At 37.7% G+C, this 23289-nt stretch carries 21 protein-coding genes; 10 read left to right on the top strand and 11 right to left on the bottom strand.

Going from position 1 to position 23289, the window contains the following annotated elements:
* Nucleotides 1-37 precede the first annotated feature (37 nt).
* Nucleotides 38-169: a hypothetical protein gene (locus T8I65_RS08410; RefSeq protein ID WP_322300270.1), complete on the bottom strand. Its 132-nt coding sequence runs from the start codon at nt 167-169 to the stop codon at nt 38-40.
* A gap of 477 nt (nt 170-646) precedes the next feature.
* On the opposite strand from T8I65_RS08410, the gene T8I65_RS08405 reads away from it, so the two are divergent.
* The gene (locus T8I65_RS08405; protein ID WP_322300269.1) at nt 647-1498 is read left to right on the top strand and encodes an SdiA-regulated domain-containing protein; all 852 of its coding nucleotides are present in this window, start codon (nt 647-649) and stop codon (nt 1496-1498) included.
* 1 nt (nt 1499) lies between these two features.
* Here the strand turns inward: T8I65_RS08405 and T8I65_RS08400 are convergent, their stop codons facing one another.
* Nucleotides 1500-2783 (bottom strand): dipeptidase, encoded by a 1284-nt coding sequence (locus T8I65_RS08400; protein WP_322300268.1) that lies wholly within the window; start codon nt 2781-2783, stop codon nt 1500-1502.
* Nucleotides 2784-2891: 108 nt separating this feature from the next.
* Here T8I65_RS08400 and T8I65_RS08395 point away from each other — a divergent pair, with 108 nt between their 5' ends.
* The 3 genes from T8I65_RS08395 to T8I65_RS08385 are packed head-to-tail and all read left to right on the top strand — an operon-like array spanning nt 2892 to nt 6252.
* Nucleotides 2892-4343 carry a RimK family protein gene (locus tag T8I65_RS08395; protein WP_322300267.1) on the top strand — a complete coding sequence of 484 codons (1452 nt, stop codon included), beginning with the start codon at nt 2892-2894 and terminating at the stop codon, nt 4341-4343.
* A gap of 2 nt (nt 4344-4345) precedes the next feature.
* Nucleotides 4346-5566, top strand: coding sequence for a carboxylate-amine ligase (locus T8I65_RS08390; RefSeq protein WP_322300266.1), 1221 nt, complete (start codon nt 4346-4348; stop codon nt 5564-5566).
* Nucleotides 5563-6252: an N-formylglutamate amidohydrolase gene (locus T8I65_RS08385; protein WP_322300265.1), complete on the top strand. Its 690-nt coding sequence runs from the start codon at nt 5563-5565 to the stop codon at nt 6250-6252. Before T8I65_RS08390 ends, T8I65_RS08385 begins: the two co-directional genes overlap by 4 nt.
* A gap of 32 nt (nt 6253-6284) precedes the next feature.
* Here T8I65_RS08385 and T8I65_RS08380 read toward each other — a convergent pair whose 3' ends face one another.
* Nucleotides 6285-6695 carry an OsmC family protein gene (locus T8I65_RS08380; protein ID WP_322300264.1) on the bottom strand — a complete coding sequence of 137 codons (411 nt, stop codon included), beginning with the start codon at nt 6693-6695 and terminating at the stop codon, nt 6285-6287.
* Nucleotides 6696-6838: 143 nt separating this feature from the next.
* Nucleotides 6839-7270, bottom strand: coding sequence for an FKBP-type peptidyl-prolyl cis-trans isomerase (locus tag T8I65_RS08375; protein ID WP_295179859.1), 432 nt, complete (start codon nt 7268-7270; stop codon nt 6839-6841).
* Between the two features lie 199 nt (nt 7271-7469).
* Between T8I65_RS08375 and T8I65_RS08370 the strand changes: the two genes are divergently transcribed.
* The 4 genes from T8I65_RS08370 (at nt 7470) to T8I65_RS08355 (ending at nt 10819) form a co-directional block, all read left to right on the top strand.
* Complete coding sequence (locus T8I65_RS08370; protein WP_322300263.1) at nt 7470-8936, top strand: Gfo/Idh/MocA family oxidoreductase; 1467 nt, start codon at nt 7470-7472, stop codon at nt 8934-8936.
* A 48-nt stretch (nt 8937-8984) separates the two neighbouring features.
* Nucleotides 8985-9392, top strand: a complete 408-nt coding sequence (locus tag T8I65_RS08365; protein ID WP_322300262.1) for a hypothetical protein — start codon at nt 8985-8987, stop codon at nt 9390-9392.
* A gap of 34 nt (nt 9393-9426) precedes the next feature.
* Entirely contained in the window at nt 9427-10503 is a 1077-nt protein-coding gene (locus T8I65_RS08360; protein ID WP_322300261.1) for a transporter substrate-binding domain-containing protein, read from the top strand.
* Nucleotides 10504-10666: 163 nt separating this feature from the next.
* On the top strand, nt 10667-10819 hold the full coding sequence (locus tag T8I65_RS08355) for a hypothetical protein (protein ID WP_322300260.1): 153 nt from the start codon (nt 10667-10669) through the stop codon (nt 10817-10819).
* Nucleotides 10820-10821: 2 nt separating this feature from the next.
* Here T8I65_RS08355 and T8I65_RS08350 read toward each other — a convergent pair whose 3' ends face one another.
* Entirely contained in the window at nt 10822-11466 is a 645-nt protein-coding gene (locus tag T8I65_RS08350; RefSeq protein WP_295179869.1) for a hypothetical protein, read from the bottom strand.
* A gap of 101 nt (nt 11467-11567) precedes the next feature.
* Here T8I65_RS08350 and T8I65_RS08345 point away from each other — a divergent pair, with 101 nt between their 5' ends.
* Nucleotides 11568-12902 carry an aspartate kinase gene (locus T8I65_RS08345; protein ID WP_322300259.1) on the top strand — a complete coding sequence of 445 codons (1335 nt, stop codon included), beginning with the start codon at nt 11568-11570 and terminating at the stop codon, nt 12900-12902.
* A 76-nt stretch (nt 12903-12978) separates the two neighbouring features.
* Here T8I65_RS08345 and T8I65_RS08340 read toward each other — a convergent pair whose 3' ends face one another.
* Together T8I65_RS08340 and T8I65_RS08335 are read right to left on the bottom strand one after the other, a co-directional pair.
* Nucleotides 12979-14202 carry a glycosyltransferase gene (locus tag T8I65_RS08340; RefSeq protein WP_322300258.1) on the bottom strand — a complete coding sequence of 408 codons (1224 nt, stop codon included), beginning with the start codon at nt 14200-14202 and terminating at the stop codon, nt 12979-12981.
* Nucleotides 14203-14226: 24 nt separating this feature from the next.
* Entirely contained in the window at nt 14227-16038 is a 1812-nt protein-coding gene (locus T8I65_RS08335) for an SLC13 family permease (RefSeq protein ID WP_322300257.1), read from the bottom strand.
* Nucleotides 16039-16169: 131 nt separating this feature from the next.
* Here T8I65_RS08335 and T8I65_RS08330 point away from each other — a divergent pair, with 131 nt between their 5' ends.
* Nucleotides 16170-16670: a GreA/GreB family elongation factor gene (locus T8I65_RS08330; protein WP_322300256.1), complete on the top strand. Its 501-nt coding sequence runs from the start codon at nt 16170-16172 to the stop codon at nt 16668-16670.
* A 2-nt stretch (nt 16671-16672) separates the two neighbouring features.
* Here the strand turns inward: T8I65_RS08330 and T8I65_RS08325 are convergent, their stop codons facing one another.
* The 4 genes from T8I65_RS08325 to T8I65_RS08310 are packed head-to-tail and all read right to left on the bottom strand — an operon-like array spanning nt 16673 to nt 23274.
* The gene (locus tag T8I65_RS08325) at nt 16673-19255 is read right to left on the bottom strand and encodes a hypothetical protein (RefSeq protein WP_322300255.1); all 2583 of its coding nucleotides are present in this window, start codon (nt 19253-19255) and stop codon (nt 16673-16675) included.
* A 15-nt stretch (nt 19256-19270) separates the two neighbouring features.
* On the bottom strand, nt 19271-19771 hold the full coding sequence (locus T8I65_RS08320) for a DUF4402 domain-containing protein (RefSeq protein ID WP_322300254.1): 501 nt from the start codon (nt 19769-19771) through the stop codon (nt 19271-19273).
* A 4-nt stretch (nt 19772-19775) separates the two neighbouring features.
* Complete coding sequence (locus T8I65_RS08315) at nt 19776-22475, bottom strand: T9SS type A sorting domain-containing protein (RefSeq protein WP_322300253.1); 2700 nt, start codon at nt 22473-22475, stop codon at nt 19776-19778.
* Entirely contained in the window at nt 22462-23274 is an 813-nt protein-coding gene (locus tag T8I65_RS08310; RefSeq protein ID WP_322300252.1) for a molecular chaperone, read from the bottom strand. Before T8I65_RS08310 ends, T8I65_RS08315 begins: the two co-directional genes overlap by 14 nt.
* Nucleotides 23275-23289 lie beyond the last annotated feature (15 nt).

Below are 23289 nucleotides of genomic sequence, written 5' to 3'. Positions count from 1 at the left end.
CTCTCGTTGTGATGAACTGATTGATAAATTGGTCCTTTCATGCAGTGTATTTTTGATCGCTAGATTTAGACCTGTGTGATGATTTGATGTTTAGAAATGGCCTACGGTGTGTGATACCACCGGTTCTGGCATTTCCAAAAACCTGTAAATTACTTTCCAGACTTGTCATGATTGATAATTTTTTGATGATTGATTAATACTTTCTACGCTTTGAGAACAATGATCTTTCTGCGTTGGCTTCAGTATTCATGAAGCAGGATCTTGATTTAGTTTGATTGATGGAATGTCTCATAATAATTGTATTATTGGATTGATGAATAATTTTGAATTAAGCTCTTTTGCGCTTCGGAAATACCTGTCTTTGCAAGTTCGCCTCAGTGTTCATAAAGCATTGTCTTCTTTTGGTGTGATTGATTGAATGTCTCATAATTAAAGTTTTAGATGATTATTAAACCATTTTTGATGTTGTAGATGATGGTTTCTATTTAATAGACGCTACAAAACTTGTTATGTTACAGTACTATGCAATAAAAGGTACTGAATTAGCAAATTTTAACATTTAACGGTACTATTCGTACTTCAAAGTATTGTTAAACTTTTTCAGTGAGATGAGCTTAATTGTACATTAGAACTTAAATGTTTTTGTATGAATAAGTGGGTTATTGGGATCGTAACTATGGTCATTGTTCTGGCCGGAATCATTTACGCGATTTACCAATTAAATGATTACGATTTTAATGATGTCGAGAAATCTTATGAGATAGTCGAGTCATGGGAATTACCTTCAGAATTAAATGAAATTTCCGGAATGGTATATAATGAAGACGGACTTATGATCTGTGTGCAGGATGAAGATGGTATCCTGTTTACTTTTGATATGGAAACAAATGAAATTATTGCAAAACACAAGTTTTCATATTCCGGAGATTATGAGGCCTTAACTTACCTGGATGGTGTCTACTGGGTTGCTGAAAGTAATGGGAGAATCATAGATATATCAGACCTTGATGTTGCAGATCAGGAACTGGAAGGTATACAGCTCGATTTTGAATACAGGAACAATATAGAAGGTATGACTGCGACTCCAGACGGTAAGTTGTGGATCACAGTAAAGGATCGTAATCTGGACAATAGCGGTGGTTACAAAGGTGTATATGAATATGATCCGGAAACCAGAAAACTGCAGAAAGAACCAGTTCTAATGATTGACTACGAAGATCCTAAGTTTGAACGTTTAAAGACTCATAATCCCAGAAAACTATTAAGACCATCAGATCTTGCTATTCATCCATCAACCGGTGATCTATATGTTTTGGATGCTGAATTTCAGAAGATAATAATTACCGATCTACAAGGCGGTATAAAATCCATTCACCTGCTGGACCCAGCAGAATTCGAGCAACCAGAAGGGATTGCATTTTCCAAAGATGGTAGAATTTTTATTTCTAATGAAAGAGTAGGAGTGCCCGCAAATATCAGGGAAATAAAGTTTAAATAATTTATCCCTGCAAATTCTTGCTTACCTCCTGAACTTCATCGAGTACTCTTAGTAGATTTTCACCCCAAAGTTTAGCAATTTCCTGTTCAGAATATCCTCTTCGAACAAGCTCAATCGTTACATTAAACGTTTCACTGGCATCATCCCAACCATAAATTCCACCGCCTCCATCAAAGTCTGAGCTAATTCCAACATGATCAATACCAATTTTTTTCACGAGGTAGTCGATATGATCCACGAAATCTACTACGGCTACAGGAGTTGAAGTTTCGTTCAAGTTATTTAATGCAGTCTTAGCGGCTATTCTTATTTTCTTCAAATCTTTATAATAGTTCTGTTTCGCTGCATCATCAAGTTTTCGAACGCTGTCTCTTTCTAGATAGTCTAAGCCTAATTGATCGGCAGTATTTTTGTAAACTTCAGTTTCTGCCTTCGAAAAAGCATTGTGTTTCTCAGTATTCAAATAAGAACTAAACGCCACCGTTTGAACGACTCCGCCATTCTCGCGAAACAATTCAAGTAGTTCGTCATCCAGATTCCTACTATGATTACAAAGTGCTCTGGCAGAAGAATGTGAAGCTACAAGTGGTGCTTTTGATATTCTGAACATATCTTTGATCGCTTCTTTACTGGGATGTGAAACATCGATCATAATTCCATATTTGTTCATTTCAAGAACAGCTTTCTCTCCTAATTCACTCAATCCATTATGCAACCATTCATCATTCTCCTCACCGGTATTAGAGTCTGAAAACTGACTATGACCGTTATGAGAAAGCGACATATATCTGGCTCCTCTATCGTGAAACTCTTTGATTCTGCTTAGATCTGTACCAACAGGATACGCATTTTCAACACCTATCATGGCGACTTTTTTTCCTTCTGCAACTAATTTTCGTACTTCAGCAGAAGTTGTGGCCAATCCTATAGCTTCAGGAGCATAAGTTTCTGTCAGCCTGTGAATTGCTTCAAATTTGCTAATTGCATTCTCATAAGCTTTTGCATAACCTTTCTCATTCAATTCGCCCTGCCCAGTGTAAACAATTAACCAGCTTACATCAAGACCACCAGCCAGCATTTTCGGCAAATTTACCTGGGTGTCCAGGTCTTGCGTATAGTTCTTTTCAGTAGTGAAATTGTTGATATTAATATCGTTGTGCGTATCTATAGTAATCACACGCTCATGTATTCTGGTCGCTTTCTCGATCAATTCTGAATCCTGAGTTTGTGCATTGCTATTAAATACTAGAGAGAAAAGGAGTAATCCTGATATTGATAATTTCATAAACATAGATTTTCAGGCTGAATTTAATAATTATATTTAAGGATAACTTAAAATCTTATTTACGATTGAATTTTAATATACATTTGATTTGAGTTACCAATTAATTGAATGAATAAATACATTGTTGTAAACCAGCCTGAAAACTGGACCATTTCTCCTGAGAATACAAAAATTATCTCATCGCGGGATTACCTTACCAATCCTGAATTCGCAAAGCTCAAAAATGTTCGAATATTTAATCTCTGTAAAGACTATTCTTACCAGTCCAAGGGATATTATGTCTCTTTACTGGCAGAAGCCCGTGGACATTCGGCTATTCCAACCATAAGGAATCTGGTGGACCTTGGGGAACCAAAGTTGGTTAGGATAGTATCTGATGAATTTGACGATCTTATTCAGCGTAGTTTTAAAAGCTTGAAGTCCAAAGAGTTTACGCTCAGTATTTATTTTGGGCAGAATGTCGCTGCGAAATACAAGGAATTAAGCGCTACATTTTTCAGGCATTTCCAAATTCCGTTATTACGGGTGCGATTCACTTATACGACCAAGTGGAATATTAAAAATATCAAAGCGATTTCTGAAGCTGAGATTCCCGAAGAACATAAAGAAAGTATGTATGCATTTGCTGAGCAATATTTTAGCAAAAAGCGTTATGATACTCCGAAGCTTTCCAGTTATGAATATGACCTAGCAATCCTGGTAAAAGATGGTGATCCTGCACCTCCAAGTAATAGCAAAGCCTTGAAGAAATTTGTGGAGATCGCCGAAAAAATGGGTTTTTATACTGAAATTGTTTCACCAAAAGACCTCTCCAGGCTTTCATCATTTGATGCTCTGTTTATACGCCAGAGTACAGAAGTAAATAATGAAGCCTATGCTTTTGCTCGCAAGGCACAGCAGGAAGGCATTGCGCTTGTAGATATGCCAGATGCTATATTGAAATGTTGCAACAAGGTATTTATGGCTGAAGCTTTGCAAAATGCTGGAATACCAACGCCGCAAACCATGATCGTTCACAAAGACAATATGAGTCAGGTTCTGGAAACGATCGGATTGCCGGTTGTACTGAAATCACCGGATTCCACTTTCTCTTTCGGTGTTAAAAAAGCAAAAACGGAATCTGAATATCATGAGCTCGCATCTGCGATGCTTAAAGAGTCAGAACTGGTTATTGCCCAGGAATTTTCATATTCTGAATATGATTGGAGAATAGGAATTCTGGATGGTAAACCGTTTTACGCCAGTAAATACTATATGGCAAAAGGTCACTGGCAGATCTACAACTGGAATGCTAAAGACAAATATGATCAGGATGGAAATGCAGATTCTCTACCTATAGAAAAAGTTCCTGCTGAAATAATTAGAATTGCGGTGAAGTCGGCTAAACTGATGGGCGCAGGCTTATACGGAATCGATATTAAAGAAACTAAAAAAGGCCCTGTGGTTATCGAAATAAATGACAATCCCAATATTGATGCGGGAGTAGAGGATGAGTATTATGGTGATATTATCTATACTGAGATTATTACTGCTCTTAAAAACCGACTAGAAAAAAATTAAGAATGGCATATCACTTATTTGAAGTTTTTGGAATAGAGCTGGAATATATGCTCGTGCATAATAAAACTATGAAGGTAAATCCTTCAGTTGATGAATTGTTTATCCTTAAGAATGGTACTCTAACATCTGATGTTTCAAACGGCAAGATTGAGTGGAGCAATGAGCTTGTCGCCCATGTAGTGGAACTAAAAACCAACGGTCCGGTTTCCACTCTGGAAGATTTGGAAAACGATTTCCTTCAGAACATAAAGGAAATCAACAAGCTTCTTGAAAACATGGATTCAAAATTGCTGGCTGGAGCATGCCATCCTTTAATGGATACTTTGGTAGAAACAAAATTATGGCCACACGATCAGAATGAGATCTACAACCTCTACAATAGGATATTTGATTGTAGAGGACATGGTTGGAGCAATGTTCAAAGTATGCATATCAATTTACCTTTTGCAAATGATCAGGAATTTGAGAAGTTGCATGCAGCGGTGCGTATTTTACTTCCAATCATTCCTGGTCTGGCAGCGAGCTCACCGGTATTGGACGGACAATTCACTGGCTATAAGGATTCCAGAATGCATTATTATAAAACCAATCAGAAGGAAATACCTCATATGACAGGGAAGGTCATACCTGAACAGGTCTTCAGTAAAAAGGAATATGACGAAAAGATCTTTGATCCAATAAATAAAGCGATCAAAAAGTATGATACGCAGCAAATTCTCGATCATCATTTTTTAAATTCAAGAGGAGCTATTTCCAGATTCGACAGGAATGCAATTGAGATCAGGGTTATCGACATTCAGGAAACACCTTCCGCAGATATTGCGATTGCAGCCTTTATAGTGGAAGCTTTAAGATTACTGGTTTCTGAAGAGCTTGTTTCTCTGGAAGATCAAAAGGCCTGGCACGAGGATGATTTATTTTCCATTTTTAATGATGTGATTAAAGACGCTGAAAATACGCTGATTACAAACAAGCGATATCTGGCAATTTTTGATATTGAAAAAGACGCCGATGTTAGAAATATCTGGAAAAACATCTATAAACGAGTAGGTAATAAATTGTCTAACAATCATCAAAATCATATTGAATTCTTATTGCAGAATGGCAGTCTATCATCACGAATTCTAAAATCCTTGAGAGGAGATTTTTCAGAAACGAACATAAAACGTACCTACTTGAAAATTGCTGAAAGCCTGCAGTCTGATCGTATGTTCCGGCCATGAAATTACTGATTACCTGCGAACATGCTGCGAATGCAATTCCGCCTCAATACATTTATTTATTCAAAGAACAGAAAGATGTTCTAAATACTCATGAAGGTTATGATCCTGGTGCTTACGATTTGTACAAATATTTAGAACCTCTATCTAATGCTAGTTATGCACAGGATATTGGAAGATTACTAATTGAAACTAATCGATCTTTACACCATCCTAAGCTATTTTCCAGGTTCTCAAAAATTCTTGAGCATTCTAAGAAGAGTCAAATAATAGCAGAACACTATTTGCCTTACCGACAGCATGTTGAGCATTTAACTCTGGATTTTCATGAATTCAATCATTTGGTAGTACACCTTTCGATCCATTCGTTTACTCCCGTTTTTAATGATGTTGAAAGAGATTGTGATATAGGAATACTTTATGATCCTACGGTCCAGTTAGAGAAGGAGATTAGTGAGCAATTTAAAAAATCGCTAATAGATAAATCTAAATACAGAGTTCGCAAAAACTATCCATACCTTGGAAAAGCTGATGGTTTTACGACTTACCTAAGAAAAAGATTTACAGAAAATTATGTCGGAATCGAAATTGAGGTCAATCAAAAATTCGTGTCTAAAAATATTATGGAAAAGAGTATGAAGGAAACTATATATAAATCTATAGAAGATTGCATAAAAAAAGCCCCTTAATTAAGGAGCTTTAATTCGGGGGATCTAAAGTATTATTTTAGATCGTATTCCAGTGTGATTTCTGCTTTAAGCAATTTCGAAAGTGGACAGCTATCCTTTGCCTTATTAGCGATCTTATCGAACTTATCTTTATCAATTCCTGGAACGTCTGCCGTTAGGATCAAATGGGATTTTGTGATCTCTCCATCTTCAAATGTGATCTCACTGGTCGTAGCTACCTGATTTGGTTCATATCCATCCTCAGTAAGGAAAGCCGAAAGTTGCATGCTAAAACAGCCTGCATGCGCTGCGCCAACCAATTCTTCTGGATTTGTACCATTTCCATTTTCAAAACGTGTCTTGTAAGAATATTGTTCATCCTTAAGAACTCCGCTCTCAAGACTAACTGTTCCTTTTCCTTCTTTTAAAGAGCCTTTCCACTCGGCCGATCCTTTTCTTATCATAACTTAGATTTTGATTTTAATCTAATGTAAGGAGCATAACTATCAATGGAAAAGAATTATCATAACCTTAACCAGATTATAAAAGACAATCAAAAAAAAAGCCCGGATAGACCGGGCTTTTTTCAAATATCTTTTCTATTCAATTATTTGATCTCAACTACTTCAAGATCAAAAATTAGATCTTTTCCAGCTAGAGGGTGATTTGCATCTACTACGATGGTCTCATCCTTTACATCGGTAATTACCAGGTTGATCTCACGACCGTCAGGTCCTTTAGATACCAATGGCATTCCAACTTCTGGCTTAAGTTCTTCTGGAAGTTGGTTTTTTTGAACTTCCTGGATCAATTCTTCTTTTGGATCTCCGTAAGCTTCATCTTTAGATATGTTGATAGTCTTCTTCTCGTTAACTTCCATCCCGATAAGGCCTTCTTCGAATCCAGGAATCAATTGTCCTTCACCTAGAGTGAACTCGATAGGTTCTCCACGTTCTACTGAACTGTCAAAAACCTGTCCGTCTTCTAGTTTTCCTGTGTAGTGTACCTTTACGGCATCATTCTGCTTAACTTGACTCATAAAATATTATTTTCCATTACAAATTGAGGCTTCGATATTCTCTCCACCATTTTCAAGTACAATTGTGCAAGGACCTTGCCGAAGATCTTAACACCCGACACAATAACTGATTCTACCGGCAATATGTCAGTCAAGGTTTAATTGTATTATTATCTGAAAAAAGATAACTTTAAGCAATTCCAAACCAACACCTTATAAAATGAGCAAATTTTCCTTTCAGAATACTTCAAACACCAGAAGAGATTTCATCAAAAAATCTGCCGTTGCAGCTTCAGGATTTATGATCGTTCCCAGGCATGTACTGGGTGGACCTGGTTTTACAGCACCCAGCGATAAGTTGTTGATCGCCGGGATTGGAGTAGGAGGTAAAGGGGAATCAGATATCATGAGTTTCTACAAAAGTGGCAAAGCTGAGATAGCATTCTTATGTGATGTAGATGACAGGCGAGCGGCAGCTTCCCGAAAAGCTTTTCCGAAGGCTCGATATTATAAGGACTATCGGGAAATGTTTGATAAAGAATCCAACAATTTCGATGCTGTAAGTGTTTCGACCCCAGACCATAATCACGCTGTTCAAACCATGGCTGCTATGGAACGTGGAAAACATGTATATGTTCAAAAACCACTTACGCATGATATTTATGAAGCCAGAAAACTTACAGAGGCAGCAAAACAATATAAGGTAGTCACACAAATGGGTAACCAGGGGGCTTCAGGTGATGGTGTGCGCAAAATGAAAGAATGGTATAATGCAGGTCTAATTGGAGAAGTTAAGGAAGTAAATGTATGGACTAATAGACCAGTCTGGCCACAAGGAATCCCCTGGCCAAAAAACAATAGTGCAATCCCTTCTGAACTGGACTGGCAATTATGGCTTGGTACTGCACCACATAAGGAATATGTGGATGGCCTGGTTCCTTTTAACTGGCGTGGCTGGTGGGATTATGGAACTGGCGCCCTTGGGGATATGGGATGTCATCTTATTGAACCGCCTTTTAGCGTTCTGGATCTCAAATATCCAAAAGAAGTCGAATGTAGCGTTGGAAGTGTCTACGTAGATGAGTTCCAGAGAGGTTTTTTCCCGGATAGCTGCCCTCCGTCCAGTCATGTGATTATGAGTTTTGATGGTAAGACACCGGGTGCTGATGATATCAAACTTCATTGGATGGATGGTGGTATCAAACCTATGCGACCAGAAGAATTAGGTCCTGAAGAAACATTTGGAGATGGAGGTAATGGTGCTTTGATTATTGGAACGAAGGGTAAAATGATGTGTGGTACCTACGGCCTTAATCCAAGATTACTACCTACCTCAAAATCAGACGAAGTCAATATAGCCGAAACTTACGAACGTGTGCCAAATGGAATGGATGGTCATTACGCTCAATGGGTAGAAGCAGCAATTGTAGGATATGGCAATAAAAAACTAAGTTCGCCGTTCGATATCGCAGGTCCTTTGACTGAATCTTTATTGATAGCAAATCTCGCCATTCGAGGTTATGATATTCAGAATAAGAAAAAGGACGCGAACGGTAAGGACCAGATCATCTATCCAGGCAGAGACCTGAAAATGATCTGGGATTCAGAAAACATGAAAGTCACCAATTTTGATGAAGCAAATCAATTTGTTAAACGAGAATATCCCGAAGGATTCACTTTATCTTAAAGGATGCTGTACTCTCAATATACGTACAGGCTTAAAAAATCTGCGATTTTGATTTTCGGATTTATTCTAATGATCTATCTAACTGCCTGTACGGCATTTGATGGTAATAAAAATGTTGAAGACTGGGATACAATTTGCGTGACGGCAACCGCCTATAATTCAGTAGAATATCAAACTCAGAATAACCCCAGAATTACTGCCTGGGGAGATACGTTGAGACCAGGCATGAATGCGATCGCAGTTTCCCGTGATCTTTTAAAGATGGGACTGGACTATAATTCACCTATCAAAATAGAAGGTTTCGACAGTGTTTTCTATATCAAAGACAAAATGCATTATCGCTGGAAAAAAAGGATCGATATCTATATGGGGCAGGATGTTTCAAAGGCAAAGGATTTTGGGAAGAAGCAACTAAATATTGCTTACTTATTTCAGAAGGATTCGCTGAAAAAATAGGAATGTTTATCTTCGAGCTCATTTAAAGTTTAAAATGATGTCTTATTCCAGGTTTACAATCCTGTTTCTATGTATTATATCTGTCTGGAGCAACGTACTAATAGCTCAGGACAGCCTTTCTTCGGAAAATAATAAAGTAGTCATTGGTATTTCTGAAACCGCTCCTTTTGTTGAAAAACACAATGGTAAATTTAGAGGTCTAAGTATAGCTTCATGGAAAATGGTCAACGAGGAACTGCAATTGGACTACGAGTTCAAAGAATACGAGGACCTTGGAAGTTTACTTGACGGTATAGAAGCAGGCGAGGTAGACTTCAGTATTAATCCGGTCACAGTGACAGATAACCGTATGCATCGTATGGAATTTTCACAGCCATACTTTATTTCTCATACCAGCGTCGCAAAAAGATCTGAATCTCAAACTCTAAGACACCTTAAAAATCTATTTAGCTGGGAGTTTTTCTCTATTATAGGATTACTTCTACTGGTCATATTCATCTTTGGTTTTTTAGTATGGATTTTTGAAAGAAACAAGAATAAGGAAGAATTCGGAGGTAATTTAAGGGGGATTTTACAGGGATTCTGGTGGAGTGCAGTGACTATGACAACAGTTGGGTATGGAGATAAGTCTCCAAGGACGCTTGGTGGAAGGATCATAGGTCTTATCTGGATGTTTATGGCTGTTATTATAATTTCAAGTTTTACGGCTGGGATCGCGTCTTCATTGACAGTAAAAGGTATTAATGAAGAAATAACCAATATTCAGGATCTCGATCGATTTGAAGTAACTACCGTAAAGAGTTCAAGCTCACAGGAATTGCTGGACTTATATAAAATTGAAACCGAACTCGTTAATAACGGGATGGAAGCATTGGACAAGCTCACCAGGGAAGAAACGTTTCTAGTAGTCTATGATGAACCTATTTTAAGGTATCATATTGAACAAATGAACCTTCAAAACGAACTGGAGATTATTGAGCAAAGTTTGAAGAAGGATTATTATAGTTATGCCTTTCCGAAGAATTCTCAATATCGGGATATGATTGATCCTGTGCTGGTTCGTATTCTGAAATCAATGGAATGGGCTAGTATCGTGAAAGATTATAATTAGTTCTCTCTGGAATATCTACGTCATTTCTGAAACCTGAGGAATGATCATCAACATTTAATATGACATTTTTTTTTGAATCGAATTTCAAATAATAAAAAAACATGTAATTAAATTATTGATAATTAGTATATTGGAGTCGATTTCTAACCAAACGACCAAAAATATGCCTAGCGGGAACGAATCTGATAGCACTTCAGACCCAAACATCTTCAATAAAAATAATAGTAATTCTAATAAGCTTATCTATTTAGCGATTGCATTTATCATTGTTTTCACAGTCGTTGCAATGACAGGTGTTTATTACGAATACTGGTAGTCTCAAGCCTTGATTTCATTGAGTAGCAAAAATGCCTTATTCACATACTCTTTTTCAAGGAAAAGTGCGAAGTAATTTGATGTGGAGATCATTTCGAAAACAGGAATTCCTTCATAAGCAAGTAATTTGAACATATAGAAATACAAACCAACTGTCTGGGAGCTATTCTTAGGCAGCGCAATAGTGATCGAAGACAATTCCTTTTTTACTGTTACCCTGACTTCATTTCTGAAACAATCTTCTACCAGATCTGTAAGAGTTGATGAAACCAGAATATTACTTTCCTGGTAATTACTGGAGTAATTAAGGTAAATTCCGGTTTGATCCTTTACAGACTCCAATAGTTTAGCTTTGTTTGCAATAATAGTCTTACTATTTAAGAAGGTATATTCAGTGATTCCAGATCGTACAATAATATCCCCTAATTCTCTCAGGCTCTTCATATTGATCTTGGTTCTATGTGGTGCATAACGCCGAAGTGCCATAATTATACTTCCTTGTTTAACAGATTTACGCATTTCCTGTTCGACTTGTGGTTGAATATCGGCAGCCAGACCACTAAAATTTACAATATCCCTGGCGATTGCATCATCCAGAAATGGTTGGTGTCTTATAATGTCATGAACTACGGTAGTAATTGTCTTCATTGTTAATTATTATACATAATGTGCAAATGTATATAAATCGATTAATTTTCTTGAGTGCAGTTGAATCTATATGTACTTATGCAAAGAGAAATTAGGGAGATATGAAAGTTTTAAAATTTGGAGGTACTTCAGTAGGTTCTGCAGAGAATATCCGGAATGTTGCAAGTATCATTCAGAATATTGAAGGGGATAAGTTATTAGTACTGTCTGCTATGTCTGGCGTTACAAATCTTCTGGTTGAACTTTCCAGTAGTGTAGAACAGGGGGATGAGCTTAAGATGGATGAAATTTTGGAAGCTCTTTTTCTCAGGCATGAGCAGGAAATTGAATTATTGTTCAATTCAGTAAAGGAAAGAAATGAAATATTCGATATTCTGCAAGCTGAACTTTCGGAACTACGGCATCTCGCTACTCAGGAATTCAGTAAGGAAATTGAATGTCGGATTCTCACAACTGGAGAAACTATTCTGACTAAGATCTTCAGTTTTTATTTGACAAAAAATGATATTTCTAATAGATGGTTGAATGCACGGGATTTTATGCAGGTTGCAAATCTAGAAAATCCAGATACAGAACGTGTTGGTAATTTACTTCGGTCTCAATTGAAATCACAGGCCGAAGAATCCATTTATATAACTCAGGGATTCGTTAGAATCAATGATCGCGGAGAGATATCGACGCTTAACCGGGGAGGAAGTGATTTTACGGCAACGATCATTGGAGCCGCTTTAAATGCTTCTGAAATACAAATCTGGACCGATATTAATGGTTTACACAATAATGATCCAAGGGTAGTGGAAAACACTTTTCCGGTAGCTCAGTTAAGTTTCGAGGAAGCAGCAGAGCTTGCTTATTTTGGTGCAAAGATCTTGCATCCCCAAACCATATCGCCGGTTATCGATAAAAATATCCCGGTATTTCTGAAGAATACCTTTAAGCCAACCGATCCTGGAACCTGTATTTCTGCAATTTCTGAAACTAAAGGTTTAAAGGCAATTTCGGCAAAAGATAATATTACAGCTATCAAAATTAAATCTAACAGGATGTTGATGGCACATGGTTTTCTAAGGAAGATCTTTGAGGTTTTTGACAAATATGAAACCGCTATTGATATGATCACCACCTCAGAAATTGCCATTTCACTTACTATTGATAATGTTTCGAACCTTGAACCTATTCTAAGCGAACTCAAGGCTTACGGAGAGATTAGTGTGGATCGTGATCACAGTATCATTTGTGTGGTTGGTGAGGGACTAATTGACGATCGTGGAACTCCAAGATTATTCGAAATTCTGGATGATGTACCGGTCAGGATGATTTCTTATGGCGGAAGCAACAACAACATCTCACTCTTAGTAGATACAAAATATAAGACTGCTGCTTTGCAAAATCTCAATAAAAAATTGTTCAGAAGGGCTTTTGAGGCCATTGTTTGATACTTCTGATGATGTTTGGTTAAACTGTTTTTTGTGTAGTGAAAACCGTTGGGTAGCTATTGCTTCCAGCGGTTTTCTAATTTATAGAGTTTTTCATCTGAATGAATCTGGACATAAAATATGTGCTTCGTTGGAGATGATGTTTCATCATTAGACCCGTAAAGTTCTCTTTTCTATGCTGCGGAAGCTGTTTGAGAGTCATGGTTAATTTTCTATCGAATCTTGCCTGGTGAATGTCCTGGTCAAATCGCTCTTTCAGAATCTGATAACCCTGTTCATTTTTTTTGTTCCACAGTTGCTCATTGGTATACAGGATTTTAGCTGCTTCGACAAACTGGACAGCATCGTCCACAATGAATCCATTCCAATCTAAATCTCCAGCCATGCCTTCACTACCAATACTTGTGGTTACTGAAGGAGTTCCGCATGCCATTGCTTCTGCTAATTTACCTTTCAATCCAGCTCCAAATTCAATAGGTGCTAGACATACTCTGGCATTACTCATAACTTTCGGAGCATTTTCTGTACGTCCATGAACTAGAAATCTTTCGGCTTTATTATGCAAATTCCAGACTTTTTGGGAAGGATAAGCGCCATATATATGTAACTGTGCATCTGGCAAGAGTTTCCTAAGTAAAGGCCATATGTTTTCTTTTAGATTTAGAACTGCTCTCCAGTTTGGTTCATGAAGAAAATTACCTATAGTTATAAAGTCTCTTCTTTCAGTGTAGCTGTTATTTTCAGAAAAAACCGTCTCCATCATAAATGGCAGGTAGAAAAGTATATGTTCTGGGATCTTTAGCTTTTCAATTAACAGCTTCATTTCGAATTCAGAAATAATTAAAGAAATATCACATCTGTAGATGGCCGCAGCTTCCCGTTTAGTAATATCAGCATCCAAATAAACATCATCAAATTCCTGACCGGTTTTCAGGATTGTTTCTCTAACTTTTCTTAGCGAATGCAGATCTTCGGTATCCAAAATCTTAAAAGCTTCGGGACATAATTTATCCACTCTCCATCCAAATTGCTCTTCCATCATAAAACGATCAAAAAGAACGATTTGAGGATCCAGTTCTTGTATAAAAACGTCAAACTCATCATTGTTTGGCTGGATCTCCCGGCTGTTAACGCCCAATGCGTCAAGATCTGCCATATTTTCTGATCTTCGGGCTGAAGTTGCATAGGTGATTTGATAGCTACGTTCTTTGAAAAATTCGATTAATTGCATCATTCTCGCACCCGCAGCTGAGGAATTGGGTTCTGGCCATACGTAACCAATGATGAGTAACCTGGACATAATGTTTTTAGCAAAAATACATTTTTATAACTGCCTGCTAAGTAAGAAGGTTGCCGCAATCCAAAGTACAATCGATAAAGCACCACCTATAATTAGGAAATGTTTGAACTTATAAATTCCCATTCCATAAATGATTGTGTTGGTCTGGTAACCCACCGGAGTAAAAAAGCTGAAATTTGATGCAAAGAGTACTGCTAAAATAAAAGGTTTTGGATCCAGTTGTAACTTGGTTGCGATGGTAATCGCTATGGGTGCAATAATGATCGCAGTAGCATTGTTAGAGATAAATCCGCTTAAGAACATCGTCACTAAAAATAGTAATCCTATAATACTGTAATTTGGTTTGCCATCGAATAGTAGTAAGAGATTTGTGGAAATCCAGTCATCTGCACCGGTATTACTCATGGCTACCCCTAACGGGATCATACCCGCCAGCAGAAAAATGATCTGCCAGTTTACTTGCGTATAAATTTTCCCGAGATCGATACACTTCAGCAGAATCATCAGGAAACAGCCAATCACTGCACTTTTCAGAATTGGGAATATAGAAAACGCGGATAAAGCAATTACAAGAATTAAAATTCCGAGGCTAAGTGAACGTTTCTTTTTAGACACAAGACTAATTTCCTCATGATTTTGAAGAATACTAATATTATCCATTTTCTGAAGTTCATGCAGGTCATTTTGCGTTACTTCCACCAGAAGACGATCCCCAACCCGAAGGTCAATATCGTCTGACTTTTTATTGAAAATTCTTCTTTTTGGATTTCTGAAGCTTCTTCTTTTCCTGATCGCCAAAGGAACTGCTCCATGAAGATCATACCAGCCCACAGTTTTAATGCTTTTACCAATTAATGGAGAGTTAGGTAACATCAGTATTTCTACAAGCTGAATGTTTTCTTCAATTTCTGAAGCCTCGTTCACAATTGGTTTTACAGCTTCAGCCTCAGAATTTCTGATAATTGTAAGATCACCTTCTTCTTTGAGTTGAATGAGCTGTTCTATACTGCATCTAAGTAGTAATTGATCACCAAGTTTTAAGGTTGTATATCTGCCGGGATGATCATTTATTACACCTTTACGTTTAAGCCTGATCACTTCAATAGAATCTTTTTCGTCTCCGAAGATATCCTGAAGATTCTTGCCAATCAGTTTTGAAGTTTCGCTTACGATCCCTTTTGTAATAAACTCATCAAGCTTATAAACCGAATTAAGATCGCTAGGTTTTTTCTTCGGAAGAAATCCCGCCATCAAACTTACCAGGATAATGGTAATGAACATAAATATGATCCCGTACCAACTAAATTCGAAGAATCCGAAACGTTCGACACCTCTTTTAACCGCCACCGCATTTACGATCAGGTTGGTAGAAGTACCCATAAGCGTACAACTACCACCTATAATTCCAGCGAATGAAACCGGCAATAGTAATTTTGAACTGGGGATGTCATATTTCTCTGCCAGTTCATCAATAATCTTTACAAAGACTAAAACTACAGCGGTTGTGTTTATAAAAGCAGAAATACTTCCTGCGATAAACATAAAAACAGGGATCATAATAAGCAGAGGCAGACCTTTCAATTTCCTCATTCCCTGGGCGAGGAGATCAATAACGCCGTTGTCTTCGAGCCCGATCGCTATGATCATTAGACAAAGTACCGTAATCGTTGCTGGGCTGGAAAAACCTGAAATAGCTTCTTCCGGAGAAACAAGATCTGTTAGTAATAGCAGGCCCAGAATAGTAAATGCGATCTTGTCTACCGGAAATATTTCCAGCGCAAATAAAAAGATCACACCAAGGATGATCACAAAAAGAAGAATGATTTCCAGACTCATTTCGATGATTAAATTTGATAAATGTAGTATCCTCTCAGACCCGTTGTTAGGTTTTGAGAAATATTTATGATTGTTGGTTAAGCCATATCCTTCGGGTTTTGCTATAATTAGAAGAATATAAGATACAAATTATGAGCAGAGGATTTGTAAAGGAAGAAGATCAGGAAGAACCAGTGATAATTCCACCACGTGCGGCGATACCAGATGGAGTTACAAATTATGTGACACCAAATGGACTACAGGAACTACATTTGGAATTAAAAAGGCTTGAAAACGAGCGATCCAATATAAGTGTCAAAGACGATACAGAAAAAAGAAGAGCTCAAGGCCTGATTGATGGAAAAATGAAATTATTGGCTGAAAGAATTCAATCTGCACGAGTTTTGAAACCTGAAGAACAGGCACAGAATGAAATTCGGTTTGGAGCACACATAAAATTAAAGAACCTCGATAGTTCACAAATTCAGAAATTCCAGATCGTAGGGGTTGATGAAGCTAATATTAAAAAGCAGAAAATCGCTTTTGTTGCGCCAATTGCCCGCGCAGTTACAGGTAAAAAAGTTGGTGAAACTGTAGATTTCAAACTTGGTACCGAAATACGAAAGCTCGAAATTCTTGAAATACACTACTAGTTCTATATTTCTGTTTCTTTCTCTAGATTGAATTCAATAGTATCCTCAATATCTCCGTACTCTGATATTTCGATCTCAAAATTGTAAGATGCAGGACTGCTTTTGAACCCTAGTTGCTGTAACTGCAATGGATCGATCCGCGCAGTATAGTTACCCGGTTTTAATCCTAGATATGTAAAATAACCATCACCTTCTGATAGCACTTCTGTGACTTTATTTTGAAATTGATCTAAGATCTGAACCTTAATTCTACCCTGACCCTGGAGCGTATTGTCACTTTTCAAATTTACGAATCCAGAAACTTCTCCTAACACAGTGACAGGAATTTCAATAGTTTTAAATTGATTAGGTACAGTTTCTACCATGATCTTAGGGTTTTTTACTTTCCAGGCGATATTATCCAGACTATTTGACTCCACTTCAATGATCGTCTTTACGTAAGGTTGCAGGTCGGTTAACCTGATTTCAGTTTTATCTTTATTATAGCTTATTAGACCTGGTTTCGTTTTTAATTCTATTCCAGAAACGCCTTTCTCCATGGCGTCTCTTTTTCCATTACCGTTTAGATCCAGAAATGGTAGAATAGTGATTCCACCTCGAGCAACCCCTGGACGATTACTCAAAGCAACGTAATTGTTTGAATCATCCCAGCGAACACTACCACGAGCAGATTGAATGTGTGAGGAATTTCGGTTTCCTAATCTTGAAGTTACCGAAGTTTGTGCGAAATTAAAGGCGTAGCGTAAACCAATCTCGAAGGTGTGGGCGTCTCTTAGAGCATTATTTTCATAAGACAGGTTAAGAAATCCACGCTCAAAAATCACTCTTTCCAATTCTAAATTTAAATTTCTAAAAGATTGATCCCCAAGATCGAATTGTACCTGAGGTGAAAATAACACCTGGTAAGGTAAACGAAAGGTCTGGGAAAGAGAAGAGTAGATCGTAGGATTTTCTAGATTAGAATTAAAAATTCCATATGTGGTTAAATTGGTGCTTATTCCGAAGAGATTTCCGGAGAGTAAAAGCTGCGCAGTAGTAAATTCAGTAGTAGGCAAGACGATCTGGTTCAGGGAAAATCGACTGAAAGCTGAAAAATTCTTCATCCGTATTGGAGCAGAGAATCTAAATTCTCGCTCTTCCAGGTAATTGTAATTAATTGCAGTCTGGTCATCATGATACTTGGCATACATTAAGTCAAACTGCACCCTGGAAGGTGTTCGGTAGCTCAGAATACCCTCTCCTTTTACACCATAGGTATATTCTCCTGAAAATAACAGGTTGGAAGTCATTCTTACAGAAGTACTAAGAAAAGGCATGTACTCACCACTGATTACATCAGATAAATATTCGATACCACCACCAATAGTTACTCCCCTGGATAATCCATAACCCATAGTATACCTGGAAAATCTTCTATTGTCTTCATCCTCCACGACACCAGCGCTCAATGAATATTGGAATTCATTTTCGGGAACAAAATTATATGGAATGTTAATGACCCTGGTATCAGATAATTCCTCTCCATATGGGCCAAAAAACCTGAGGTCTATATTTGTATTCCCGTACATTAATGGTACATCAAAAAAGTAGAATCCTGAAGCATCTGCTTGTGTAAAATCAACCAGAATATTATTAACATAAAGTTCCACTGTCCATCTAGGTTCGGTATAGTCATTTAAAATGTAAGTTCCATAGGAGCGACGGTTGACCAATGGAGCGTTGATCACCTGCACACCTACCACCGGAGCAAATAGGGAAGAGGTCGCACCCGTGAAGATCTTACCTGCGGTGACTTGTTTAAATAATTTACTATCATTATCCACATACTTCCACTGGTAAAACTGGTTTCTACTTGTAAACGGAACTCTGTCTGAATAGTTCAGCAAAATATTTGTTTCACCACCTGCGAACATGGTTCCAAGTCCCAGGTTAAAACGGTTGTCATCCTGTCCATTAGTTTGCTGAGTAGTAGTAATTCCCCAGTCCAAATTACCACCTTTAAAAAAGGGATACTTTCTTTCTATCAAAGTGTCAGGCTCCAGAATTCCAATTGTACGATTCAGGTTTTTACGTGCTCTGTCTCTACGCTTTTGCTTGATAATTGGTAACTCCAGTTCTGTGCTAAATGCAATTTTCAAATCTCGAATAGAAAAATCTGTTTGAAGTTTAAAATACTTTCCAAAGAGATCAGATCTAAGATAAAAAATTGTGCCTGTCTGTATAAATTGATCTTCCTGAAGTTGAATTTCCTGCCCGTCAATTTGTAATGTATTATTCTCAAGATTGAGCAGATAAGTAGTATCCATATTTTCAACGAAGCCAGAAATAGTATTATTAGAATCGTTTGTTTCACTTTTAAGCTGAAATAGTTGAAAAAGTTCAAGAAAGCTTATATACGCGACTTCATTTTTAATGGCAATAGGAACTTCCATGGTACCGAGTTCCCGGGAAGTCATATCTACTGTAAATTCATCATACGCAGGGTATTCCTGTGACAGTGCCACACTAGAGATGAATAGTAAGAAACAGAATAGGAAAATTTTGCGCTGATACGAATCGCCAATCGTAGGGGTAACTCTGGTCATAAAACTCAAGCTCAACTATTCCTGAATAAAGGTAAGGGTGAAAGAACCACTATAATTTCCGGCTCCATTTGCAGAGAGTGGACCAATATTTAATGTGCCGCCAACATAAACTGGATTTGGGATTTCTGAAGCAGCGTTGGTAATAAAGGTTTTTCCGGTACTATAACTATTGATTTCCAATGTTAAGGTCTGGCCGCTGCTACCATTCAGAGTAAACTGACTATCATGCATAATATTGACAAGTGTTCCCGGATTAGCATAAACATCAAATAGTGCAGGGGAGACCGTGGTACCGCTATTAAGTAATTTTACATCGCCCGTCCATGCCCTGGTCCCATTAGCATCTACACTAACCGTTCCCACACCATTATCCACAGCAAAACTTCCAAAGTTGAGGAACTGTGCGGTACTAACCTGTACATTTAGTGGAATTGGTGGATTCTCCTGTGCTGTAATCTGCTTCGGAAAAAAAACGATCATGAAGACGATAAAAATAAAGGAATTAGGATATGGCATATAATTATTTTCTCACGATTACTTTCTTTGTAAATGATCTGGCTTCTGAAGTATAAGTAACCAGATAAACCCCGGTGCTTATAATTTGATCAAAATTTAATTCAGAATTGGCTGAAGCGGGAAAATGCTGAAGAATCTTTCCATTTAAATTGCTAAGACTTATAGTACCTTCTTCCCCCACATGTAAATTCATTCTTACACCAATCGAACCCTCATCACTTTTCAAAATAAAAGGTTCTAAAACAAGTTCTGTTAGTTGCAGCTTTTCGTTACCAAAACTCAGGTAGAAACGATCGTTTGTAACACCTTTTGAAAGATTTACCTGGTAAATTTTATCTCGCAAATCTGTTACCGTATTTCTATGTTTATCTACCAGATAAATAGAAGTCTGACCAGAAAAGTTTTTCAGATCCTTCAACCTAAACTCAATAGCACCACTTTGTTGCAGATTAAGTCCTATTGGAATATGCTTTTTGTTCTTTTCTTCAGAAAGCTCTAGAGATTTGATACTGGCTTCAAAGCGATCTTCAGTAATTATATATAGATTAGGAACCTTAGTGTTCGTATTCATTAGTTTTAAAGCATCATTCTGCTTATCAAACTTTTTGGTGGCATTATGAACATCATAGAGAACTATAGCATCTTCAGCATTAGAGGAAGTGAAGCCTGCAGTGATACGCGCAAGTGCTATATCCAGTTCCTGCTGCTTATAAAATGCCTGCGTAAAATCATTTATTCTTACCGAGTTATTCATAGTAAGGTTTGAACTCGATGTCCCATCGGTCGCATGAACAAAAAATCCCTGCATTGAAGGTATTACGCCTCCGGATTCACCAGTAGAACTTACACCAGCAACGTAAGAGGAGTAAGTGCCTTCGTATTGCTCGCCGCTGGTAGAGTTGAAAAAATAAACTGCATTGTCAATATTAGTAGTCATAGCAGAAACCTTATTCCAGTCAATAGGAGAAGGATAAGGATTCGCTGCCAGGTGAAAGCCTTTGGTATATTTTCCGTGGATACTGTTAAGACCTCTACTAATGTCTCCATTATTCACTATTCCCTCCAGTTCTATGTAGACCGATAAATTATCTGTACCAAAATTAAAGGCATAACCTTCGAGTGGGTCCATAGAATTGGTTGCTTCATCATAGGCCTCCCAGCCAGAAAGTTCATTTCCATCATTATCTTTCTTCCCTTCATTGTAGCGATAAACGTTCGGGAAGTCTGAGCCCAAACTCACATAATTGCTAAAGTCACCAATACGGGAGTCGCTGAAAGGACTTCCAAAATATTTGTAACCCGAAGCAGACTCAAGGTAACGTTGCATTTTGATGGTCCCGCTAATAATACCTGCCCCAGATCCATCAATTAGTGCAGTTTGATCATTAGTACTAATTAAAGTGACTGAATTACCTGTACTGAAGGTTCCGCGGGATATTTTTAGCCACCCAAGAATATCAAGATTCGCATAATTGTTAACCCCAATAGCATTGTCAATCTCGAGGTTGAGAATGGAACCTTCCAGAATTGGCGGATTTGTGATTTGTTGTAGCATATTTCCTTTAAATGCTAGAGTCCCGGAATCTACATCAATAAGTCCGGTGCCTGACAATTCACCATATATTTCTAAAGTATTATTTAGGACTTCCAGTCTGCTACCGTCCTCCAGCGCAATATTTCTTACTTTTCCAGCTACACCATTTTCCAAAACTGGATAATTTTGCAATCCCTGAGGAATCGTCACATCTGTATCCTGGGTTGGTATGGTCTCACATAACCAGTTTAATGGATCATTCCAATCGTTCCCTATAGCCCCAGACCATTCGAAAAGATCGTTTATTATGATTTGTGCAGGTTTTGAAAACGTAACTTTACAGCCATTCACGCTGCCATCTTCAGAATTTGATATGGCTTTAATCTTAACCCTATATAATATACCTTCCACATCGCTCGAAATATTCGTGAGGACTAGATCTTTCGACGTTTCACCAACGATATCTGTATAATTAGTGTTTTCACTAACTTTCTGTTGCCATTGATAACTAAATTGCTGATCACTGGTAACCTGGGTAATAAAGCTAACAGAAGAACCTGTACAACCCACCTGGTTGCCAGGACTAACTAAATTAAAACAATTGAGTTTATCTGCAATTGCAGGAGGAAAGTTTGAAATATTGTCTTCGAAACTATCTTCAGATCCATAATCACAGTCTGTCTCGGCAACTCCTGTGGTATCTCCATCATAATCATCACAACTATTAAAATCATCCTGCCAGCCATCGACTTCACCGAAAATATACACATTCCCATTATCGATATCTATGGAAGCCTGATTTGAACCAGAAGTTCGTGTAAAATCACCCATCACAATGAGGTAGGATGAAATGCTAATATCTACTTTATTGCTCCCAATAAAATTCCCGTATACAATCACTACTGCATCTGGACCCATTGTAAACTGGGACTTATTTCCGGACATGTCTAAATTTCCATAGACAAGCAGCGTTCCATTTACCACTAGGTGACTTTCGTTCCCTGGTAAAGTCACAGAGGAATATTCTTCAGTAGAATCTAGAGGTACTGTGTGCAGGTCATTGATAGTAAAAGCATCCTGAGCAAACGAATCGTTTGCGAGGAACACTAAAAAGATAAGTAGAGAACAATTTCTGAATAGAGAGAAGAACATTGGTTTATTCAAGATCAAAAACCTTTTTTCCCATTACATCACCATCTTCAGTTTCATATATTATGTGCAGTGATCCTTTGGAGTGATCAAAATGCTCTTTGTCCTGTATTTCGAAGCTAAAGCGACGTTTAGGGTTTGGAGCATATACCGCAATCCCTTTAACCTGACCAACCAGAACGGGCTCTGCATCTTTTGTATGATGCATAATTCTTAGGTTACCATAAGTAGACATGTTACCGCTTCTAGCAAAATCTATACTTAATCTATGGGTGTCCCTGTCAAAAGTTATATTGGTAAGTTCAATTTTAGTAGTTGATGTACCCACTTTAATGATCACAGGTATACTAATCCCAAATACAGTTTTGATATTCAGAGAAATACCATTTTGATCATTCTGAGCTTCGTCGCTACCTAATGCCGTTTGCTTTTCGATCGCTCTAAAGTAAAGATGAGATCTATACTCCCTGTTCTCAAGTTCGCCGGACCTAGTAATTTGCAATTTTACAGTTTGAGCTTCATTTGGTGCCAGTCTCACTCTTCGGGGATAGTATCTCAAATTCTTATCGGCAAAGAATTGTCCTTCCTCTGGTTCAGTAATTTCTACAAATCCTCCAGCTTCTTTCATTTTATACTGAATAAAGGATATAGCGTAGGAGGCAGTATCAGTACCAGTATTTACTAGATTCACTTCCTGACTTCGTTGGCTACCGTCAAATACCACGCGTTTTGGCATTATCATTAGATCCCCCTGTGCCTTAGACACGAAAGAATTAAAAATGAAGATAACAGAAAGAAAAATAGTAGATTTTAATTGCATGGGGCGGCTTTTAAT

The organism is Christiangramia sp. OXR-203 (genome assembly GCF_034372165.1).
Classification (GTDB): domain Bacteria; phylum Bacteroidota; class Bacteroidia; order Flavobacteriales; family Flavobacteriaceae; genus Christiangramia.
This window is presented reverse-complemented; position numbering and strand designations above follow the sequence as displayed.

What these genes read in the sequence shown, in the direction of transcription:
- T8I65_RS08410 (WP_322300270.1), bottom strand. Translation starts at nt 169, where the DNA reads ATGACAAGTCTGGAAAGTAATTTACAGGTTTTTGGAAATGCCAGAACC.
- T8I65_RS08405 (WP_322300269.1), top strand. Translation starts at nt 647, where the DNA reads ATGAATAAGTGGGTTATTGGGATCGTAACTATGGTCATTGTTCTGGCC.
- T8I65_RS08400 (WP_322300268.1), bottom strand. Translation starts at nt 2,783, where the DNA reads ATGAAATTATCAATATCAGGATTACTCCTTTTCTCTCTAGTATTTAAT.
- T8I65_RS08395 (WP_322300267.1), top strand. Translation starts at nt 2,892, where the DNA reads ATGAATAAATACATTGTTGTAAACCAGCCTGAAAACTGGACCATTTCT.
- T8I65_RS08390 (WP_322300266.1), top strand. Translation starts at nt 4,346, where the DNA reads ATGGCATATCACTTATTTGAAGTTTTTGGAATAGAGCTGGAATATATG.
- T8I65_RS08385 (WP_322300265.1), top strand. Translation starts at nt 5,563, where the DNA reads ATGAAATTACTGATTACCTGCGAACATGCTGCGAATGCAATTCCGCCT.
- T8I65_RS08380 (WP_322300264.1), bottom strand. Translation starts at nt 6,695, where the DNA reads ATGATAAGAAAAGGATCGGCCGAGTGGAAAGGCTCTTTAAAAGAAGGA.
- T8I65_RS08375 (WP_295179859.1), bottom strand. Translation starts at nt 7,270, where the DNA reads ATGAGTCAAGTTAAGCAGAATGATGCCGTAAAGGTACACTACACAGGA.
- T8I65_RS08370 (WP_322300263.1), top strand. Translation starts at nt 7,470, where the DNA reads ATGAGCAAATTTTCCTTTCAGAATACTTCAAACACCAGAAGAGATTTC.
- T8I65_RS08360 (WP_322300261.1), top strand. Translation starts at nt 9,427, where the DNA reads ATGATGTCTTATTCCAGGTTTACAATCCTGTTTCTATGTATTATATCT.
- T8I65_RS08355 (WP_322300260.1), top strand. Translation starts at nt 10,667, where the DNA reads ATGCCTAGCGGGAACGAATCTGATAGCACTTCAGACCCAAACATCTTC.
- T8I65_RS08350 (WP_295179869.1), bottom strand. Translation starts at nt 11,466, where the DNA reads ATGAAGACAATTACTACCGTAGTTCATGACATTATAAGACACCAACCA.
- T8I65_RS08345 (WP_322300259.1), top strand. Translation starts at nt 11,568, where the DNA reads ATGAAAGTTTTAAAATTTGGAGGTACTTCAGTAGGTTCTGCAGAGAAT.
- T8I65_RS08340 (WP_322300258.1), bottom strand. Translation starts at nt 14,202, where the DNA reads ATGTCCAGGTTACTCATCATTGGTTACGTATGGCCAGAACCCAATTCC.
- T8I65_RS08335 (WP_322300257.1), bottom strand. Translation starts at nt 16,038, where the DNA reads ATGAGTCTGGAAATCATTCTTCTTTTTGTGATCATCCTTGGTGTGATC.
- T8I65_RS08330 (WP_322300256.1), top strand. Translation starts at nt 16,170, where the DNA reads ATGAGCAGAGGATTTGTAAAGGAAGAAGATCAGGAAGAACCAGTGATA.
- T8I65_RS08325 (WP_322300255.1), bottom strand. Translation starts at nt 19,255, where the DNA reads ATGACCAGAGTTACCCCTACGATTGGCGATTCGTATCAGCGCAAAATT.
- T8I65_RS08320 (WP_322300254.1), bottom strand. Translation starts at nt 19,771, where the DNA reads ATGCCATATCCTAATTCCTTTATTTTTATCGTCTTCATGATCGTTTTT.
- T8I65_RS08310 (WP_322300252.1), bottom strand. Translation starts at nt 23,274, where the DNA reads ATGCAATTAAAATCTACTATTTTTCTTTCTGTTATCTTCATTTTTAAT.